The 6411-nt window shown below is 74.7% G+C and carries 5 protein-coding genes and 1 pseudogene; all 6 read right to left on the bottom strand.

The genetic code is table 11. The features are described from left to right. Positions 1-548, bottom strand: a pseudogene (locus E1291_RS04225) (hypothetical protein); the annotation flags it as partial. 98 nt (positions 549-646) lie between these two features. Further along, a complete protein-coding gene (locus tag E1291_RS04220) occupies positions 647-2626 on the bottom strand; it encodes a serine/threonine-protein kinase (RefSeq protein WP_131736201.1) in 1980 nt (659 codons plus the stop codon). A gap of 54 nt (positions 2627-2680) precedes the next feature. Next, positions 2681-3505, bottom strand: coding sequence for a serine/threonine-protein kinase (locus E1291_RS04215; protein ID WP_131736200.1), 825 nt, complete (start codon positions 3503-3505; stop codon positions 2681-2683). A 138-nt stretch (positions 3506-3643) separates the two neighbouring features. Beyond that, the gene (locus E1291_RS04210; RefSeq protein WP_131736199.1) at positions 3644-4594 is read right to left on the bottom strand and encodes an acyl-ACP desaturase; all 951 of its coding nucleotides are present in this window, start codon (positions 4592-4594) and stop codon (positions 3644-3646) included. Between the two features lie 209 nt (positions 4595-4803). Continuing rightward, positions 4804-5571, bottom strand: coding sequence for an SDR family NAD(P)-dependent oxidoreductase (locus E1291_RS04205; RefSeq protein ID WP_131736198.1), 768 nt, complete (start codon positions 5569-5571; stop codon positions 4804-4806). Between the two features lie 80 nt (positions 5572-5651). Further along, the gene (locus E1291_RS04200; RefSeq protein ID WP_131736197.1) at positions 5652-6332 is read right to left on the bottom strand and encodes an NADPH-dependent F420 reductase; all 681 of its coding nucleotides are present in this window, start codon (positions 6330-6332) and stop codon (positions 5652-5654) included. Positions 6333-6411: the final 79 nt, after the last annotated feature.

Here is a 6411-nt window from a genome sequence, read left to right as displayed (position 1 = left end):
GCCACCAGCGGCCGCAGCGCCTCCGGCAGCGCGCCGGCCGGCGCGTCGAACCGCCCGGTGGCGGCGAACGTCACGAGCACGGCCCAGTCGTGCACGTCGCCGGCCTCCGCCGCGCCGGCGGCCAGCCCGAAGTCCACGACGACGGGCGCGTCGTCCACCACGAGCACGGCGCCGGGCGTCAGCGCCCCGTGGGCGAGCCCCGTCACGTGAACGGCGGCGAGCCCCTTCGCCAGCCCGAGCGCGAGCCGAGACAGGACGTCCCCGCCCATGGGTCCGTGCTCGGCGACATGCTCGTCCAGCGGCCGCCCCGGCACGAACCGCGACACGACGTAGGGGCGCCGCCCGCCCGCGCCGTCCAGCACGTCCACCACGTAGGGGCTCCGGACGTCCCGCATCCGGTCGATGTCGGGCGCCGCGCCCGGGGGCAGCAGCCGGACGGCCACGTCCCGCCCATCGGCCCCCGCCGCCCGGTGCACCGCCCCACCGCCCAGCCGCGAAAGCAGCCGGTACGGCCCGATGTGCTCCTGGTGGCCAGTCTCACCGCTCATATGCCTGGCAACCCTATCGAGGAAGCCGGGCGCGGACCCAAGCCACGGGCTTCAAGCCCAGGCCGCCCGCGCGGTCGTGCGGCGGGGTCCGGGCTCCGTCAGACGAACGGGACGTCGGAGATGAAGTCTCTGACGTCGTGGCGCAGGGTCTCCAGGCTCTTGCTCATCCCGTTCAGGGGGGTCGTGTCGGGGGGCTGCCGCTGTGAGAGGCCGCACAGCACGGCGGCGAAGATCCCGAGGATGAGCGCGGCGGCGAGCGCGGCCTCGGTGCGCGGGAGCAGCGCGCCCCAGACCCGGGCGGCCTGGCGCCGGGGCGCGCCGCTGCCGGGAGCGAGGCAGAGCAGGCCGATGACGGCCATGGCCGCGTAGCCCAGGGCGCGCGCCGCGCTCATGTCGGACTTGGCGAACATCAGCCCGCCGAGCAGGACGAGCCCCGCGCCGCCCGCGAGGGCCCCGAGCAGGCTGGAGACGAGCAGGGCGCCCGGCAGGTGGAGCGGCGTCTTGAACGCGGCGGCGACCGCGTCGCCGGAGCGGGGGCCGCGACGGGTGCGCTTGTCCTCCATGCCCTTGGCGGCCTTGTCGCCCATCCGCAGCACGACCACGCCGACGAAGGTCACCGCGACCGCGAGCAGCGGCGCGATGTTGGCGAAGCCGAGCAGCGCGACCAGGACGATGAAGCTGAGCACCCGGTACCAGCCGTGCGGCTTGGCGGCCTCCCGGTCCTTGTCTTCGCGGGCGGGGACGCGGCCCTTGTCGCGGTCGTCGCGCGTCCGCTCGCCCTCGTGGGCGCGGGGGTCGTACGGGCCGGGCTGCTCGGGACGGGGCGCGGGCCCCGGCGTCTGAGGATTCTGGGGCGGGCCGTACTGGGACGGGTAGCCCTGCTCATAAGGGGCCTGCCCGTCGTAGGCCGTCTGCCGGCCGTAGGGGTCGGGCGCGTAGCCGCGCGGCCCGTACTGGCCGGACTGGTAGGGGCCCGGGGCGGGCGGCGGCACCGGCGGCGGCGCGGCCGGGGGCAGTTGCCCCACGAAGTCCTTGGGCTGGGCGTGGACGGGCGAGGGCAGCGGCGTCGGCGGCGGCGTGACCGGCGGGGCGACCGGCGGGGCCGCGGGCCGGGAGGGCGGCGGGGGCGGCGGCATCGCGTTCTCGGCGGAGGTGGGCGCCGGGTCGGGCATGGAGAACTGCCGCGAGTGGTCCGGGGCGGGCACCGGCGGCTGGGTCGTGCCGTCGGGGCGGGTGTAGTGCTGGTCGATGCGGGTCTGGTCGGTGACCGTGGCCTCGAGGTGGATGCGGCGGGTGAGCTGCACCAGGTTCACCGCGGTGGGACGCTCGGCCGGGTTGCGGGCCATGGCGGAGCGCAGGACGGGCAGCATCCCGTCGGGAACGCCGTCCAGGTCGGGCGTGCCCTGCATGATCTTGTAGAAGATCGACTCGAAGGTGCCGGAACCGAAGGGCGGGCGGCCGGTGGCGGCGTAGGCGACGGTGCCCGCCCAGGCGTGCACGTCCGACGGCGGGCCCGCGTCCTCACCCTCGATGATCTCCGGGGCGAGGTAGCCGGGCGTCCCGATCACCATGCCGGTCGCGGTCAGCCGGGTCGCGTCGGCCGCCTGCGCGATCCCGAAGTCGATCACCACGGGCTCGCCGTCGACCAGCATCACGTTCCCGGGCTTCATGTCGCGGTGCACGATCCCCGCGCCATGGATCGCCGACAGCGCCGACGCCAGCCCGACGCCGAGCCGCTGCAGCCCCTGCCCGTGGACGGGGCCGGACTCCTCGACGATCTCCTCGAGGGTCCGCCCCGGGACGTACTGGGTCACGATGTAGGGCTGGTCGGCCGTCACGTCGGCGTCGAGGATCTCCGCCACGAACGGGCTGTGCACACGCCGCATCGAGTCGACCTCGCGGGCCAGCCGGCGACGCGCCGTCGCGTCGCCCGCGACCGCGGGCCGCAAAACCTTGATGGCCACCTTGCGCCCCTCGGGGTCGGCGCCGAGATAGACGACGCCCATGCCCCCTTCCCCCAGGGTCTGGAGCACGCTGTAGTGGCCGATACGGTCCCCGGACGTGACAACCCCCTTCATCGTTTACGAAACCCTACCCTTCGCCCCTCGCGCCGGAGGGCCGCGCCCGGCATGTCAGGCCGCCCGTCCGCGGTCGCCGCCGGTGATCCCCCCGGCGCGCTGCGCGAGCGCCCCGGCGAGCCACCGGGCGGTGGGCCGCGCGGCCGGATCGCGCCGCAGCGCGCGCCGGACGAGCCCCGCGACGGGTTCGGGCACGCCCTCCAGGTCGACCTCGCCGCGCAGGATCCGGAAGCACACGCCGTGCAGCGAGCCCCGCCCGAACGGGGGCCGCCCGGTCGCGGCGAAGGCGACGGTCGCCGCCCAGGAGAACACGTCCGAGGCCGGGGTGGCGCGCTCGCCCTCGATCAGCTCGGGGGCGAGGTAGGCGGGCGTCCCGACGACCATCCCGCGCCGGGTGATCTGCTCCATGCCGGCCTCGTGCGCGATCCCGAAGTCGATGAGCGTGGGACGGTCGCCGAGCACGATCACGTTGCCGGGGGCCACGTCGCGGTGCAGGACGCCGGCGTCGTGGACGTCGGCGAGCGCGAGGGCCAGCCGCCGCGCGAAGCGGCCGAGCCGCTCCCCCGCGAACGGCCCGTACGCCGAGACCAGGTCGCCGAGCGGGCAGCCCGGGACGTACTGCATGACCACGTACGGCCGTTCCGCGGTGACGCGGCCGTCCAGCAGGCTCGCCACGTAGGCGCTGTTGACGCGGGCCTGCGCCGACATCTCCCGCGCCAGCCGGCCGACCGCCTCCGGGACGCCGACCAGTTCGGGGCACAGCTCCTTGACGGCGACCTCGCGGCCCTGGGCGTCCATGGCGAGGTGGACCACGGCGGTGCTGCCGCGGCCGATCTCGCCCAGCAGCCGATAGCCGCCCAGTCGCCGATGTGTCCCCATGCACCCTTTGACGCCGGAAACCGGGCCCGCGTTCCCCGGCCGAGCCCGGTTTGACGCCGGGCCCCGCTGGAGCGTTCCGCCGAAATGATCACGAATCGGCCGCGGCGCGGCCGCCCGCCGGCCCGCGGTCCCGGGGGCTCAGCCCTCCCGGGCGGCCTTGCGGGCGCGGCGCTCCTCGCGCCGGGTCTCGAACCTGGTCGCCGCCGCGTCGATCCCGGCGAGGAACTCCGCCAGCTCGTCACGGGCCTTGTCGCCCTCGCCGGTCAGGTCGGTGCGGTCGAAGATGTTCCAGTGCCGCAGGACGGGGACGAGCACGTCGTCGTGGTGGAGCCGCAGATCGTAGATGCCGGCGTTGGCGATGATGACGGACTTGCGCAGGAACCCGTCGATGCCGTGGCCGGGCATCTGGAACGCCTTGACGACGTCGGTGATGGAGCGCATCGTCTCGTTCGGCGCCGCCTCCAGCGCCGCGGCCATCAGGTTCCGGTAGAAGATCATGTGCAGGTTCTCGTCGGCCGCGACCCGCGCCATCATCTGCTCGCAGACCGGGTCGCCGGACGCCCTGCCCGTGTTGCGGTGCGAGACGCGGGTGGCGAGCTCCTGGAACGAGACGTACGCGCTGCCGTGCAGGAACGAGTCGCCGTGCGTGGCCTCGTACCCGGCCTCCATGTGGTGCATCCGGGCGCGTTCCAGCGCGATCGGGTCGACGGCGCGCGTGACGGTCAGGTAGTCGCGGATGACGATCCCGTGCCGGTTCTCCTCGGCCGTCCACCGGTTGACCCACGTGCCCCAGGCCCCCTCGCGCCCGAAGACGGTGGCGATCGCGCGGTGGTATCCGGGCAGGTTGTCCTCGGTGAGCAGGTTGACGATGAGCGACTCGCGCGCCTCCTCGCCCAGCTTGGACTGCTCCAGGGTCCACGCCTCGCCGTCCAGCGGCCCGTCGAAGTCGCGGCCCTCGCCCCACGGAACGTACTGGTGCGGGAACCATTCCTTGGCGATGCTCAGGTGCCGGTCGAGCTCCTTCTCGACCACCTGCTCGAGTTCGAGCATGAGACCGGTCTGGAACTTCTCTTCGGGGCTCGGGGACATGCGATTCCTTCGCTGGACGAGGTGCGATTTCCGGATGGCGCCACCATGCCCGCGGCACGCTGTGGGGGCGCCCAGCAGGCCGTACACTCAACCTACTCAAGCGTAGGTTCGATCGTCGCCAGTGAGGCGCGACCCCGTCAAGTCACCGGCCTCACAAGCAACACCGGCCCGGTTTTGTAGAACTGAGCGAAAAGCTCCATGGCCACTCGTCACCGGCCACCGGCGCCCTGTTGCCGCACGCGGTTCACCGCGGCTCTCACCAGCGGCCTCGGCATGAGCTTCAGCGCGGGCAGCGCCGCCTTGTACTGCGCCCCGGGGACGCAGAGCGCGCGCCCGGCCGCCACCGCCTCCAGCCCCGCGCGCGCGACCGCCTCACGGCGCAGCCACAGCGGGTTGGACGGCGCGTCGTCCCGCGTGCGGGTGAACCCGGGGCACAGCGCGGTCACATGCACGCCCGTGCCCGCCACCTCCGAGTGCAGGCTCTCGGAGAAGGAGATGACGTACGCCTTCGTCGCCCCGTAGGTCGCGCTGCCGGGCGACGGCGCGAACCCCGCCATCGACGCGACGTTGAGCACGCCGCCGCGCCCGCGCTCGACCATGCCGGGCACCGCCGCGTGGGTCAGCCGCACCAGCGCGCCCACGTTCAGCTCGATCTCGGCGAGATGGTCGTCCAGCGGCAGCTCCGCGAACGCTCCGAACGCGCCGTGCCCGGCGTTGTTCACCAGCAGCTCGACCGGGTCGGCGCGCAGCCGCCGCTCGACCTCCCCGCGCTGGACCGGATCGGTCAGATCGGCGGCCAGCACCTCCACCGCGACCCGGTACCGCTCGACCAGCTCGCGGGCCAGCCCGTCCAGCCGGCCGGCCCGGCGCGCCACGATCACGAGGTCGGCGCCGCGGCCCGCCAGGAGCCGGGCGAAGCTCTCCCCGATACCGCTGGACGCCCCGGTCACCAGCGCGGTTCGGTACGCCTGTCGCATGGCGGCCGATGCTATCGGCGATCATGACGGGCCGGGCGGCGGACGAAAGAGCGCGAGCCTGGCCGGACCCGGCCCGCCGGTCACACCGCCGCGGCGGACGTGCGCCGGGGATCACCGCCCGCGTACTCGCGCGGCGGGATCATCGTCGCGGGGTCCTCGCCGGCGACCCACAGCCCCACCATGAACGCCGCCGTCGCCTCCAGCAGACCCGCCCGCCGCAGTCCTCCGCCGTCCAGCGGGACGCAGCCGAGATCGGCGACCAGCGCGCGCACCGCGGCCACCGCCTCCGCGTCGTCGCCGCACACCGGCACGCCGAGGGGACGCCCGCCGAACGCCGGCGGGGTCATCCGCCACACGCTCTCGTGGCAGAGGTTGAACGCCTTCACCACCCGGGCCCCGGGCGCCGCCGCGGCCACGCGCAGCGCCGCCGACGGACCGTCCCCGGTCTTCAGCCGCTCGAACGGCGGCTCCATCGGGTTGGTGCAGTCCACCAGCACGCGCCCGGCCAGCGCGCCGTCCGCCGCCCCGGCAGCGCGCAGGGCGTCCGCGATCCCCTCGAACCAGACGGCGAGCAGCACCACCTCACCGAACTCCGCCGCCTCCCGCAGGCCGCCGCCCGCCGTCCCGCGGCCGATCCGCGCCGCCAGGGCGACGGCCCTCTCCGGCGCGCGCGCACCGATCATGATCTCGTGCCCCTTACGGGCCCACTGCGCGGCCAGGGCGTCCGCCATGTTCCCGGCGCCCAGCACTCCGATTCGCATCCCGACCTCCAGGCCGTCCCGTCGACTACCGTCGGACGGGACGCTAGGCGGTCCGTTGGGCACCGCCCGGTGCGTATCG

It is taken from the genome of Actinomadura roseirufa, from assembly GCF_900659635.1.
GTDB lineage: Bacteria > Actinomycetota > Actinomycetes > Streptosporangiales > Streptosporangiaceae > Spirillospora > Spirillospora roseirufa.
The sequence above is the reverse complement of the archived record's forward strand: the minus strand, read 5'-3'. Positions and strand labels throughout refer to the sequence as shown.

What these genes read in the sequence shown, in the direction of transcription:
- E1291_RS04215 (WP_131736200.1), bottom strand. Translation starts at nt 3,505, where the DNA reads ATGGGGACACATCGGCGACTGGGCGGCTATCGGCTGCTGGGCGAGATC.
- E1291_RS04200 (WP_131736197.1), bottom strand. Translation starts at nt 6,332, where the DNA reads ATGCGAATCGGAGTGCTGGGCGCCGGGAACATGGCGGACGCCCTGGCC.
- E1291_RS04210 (WP_131736199.1), bottom strand. Translation starts at nt 4,594, where the DNA reads ATGTCCCCGAGCCCCGAAGAGAAGTTCCAGACCGGTCTCATGCTCGAA.
- E1291_RS04205 (WP_131736198.1), bottom strand. Translation starts at nt 5,571, where the DNA reads ATGCGACAGGCGTACCGAACCGCGCTGGTGACCGGGGCGTCCAGCGGT.
- E1291_RS04220 (WP_131736201.1), bottom strand. Translation starts at nt 2,626, where the DNA reads ATGAAGGGGGTTGTCACGTCCGGGGACCGTATCGGCCACTACAGCGTG.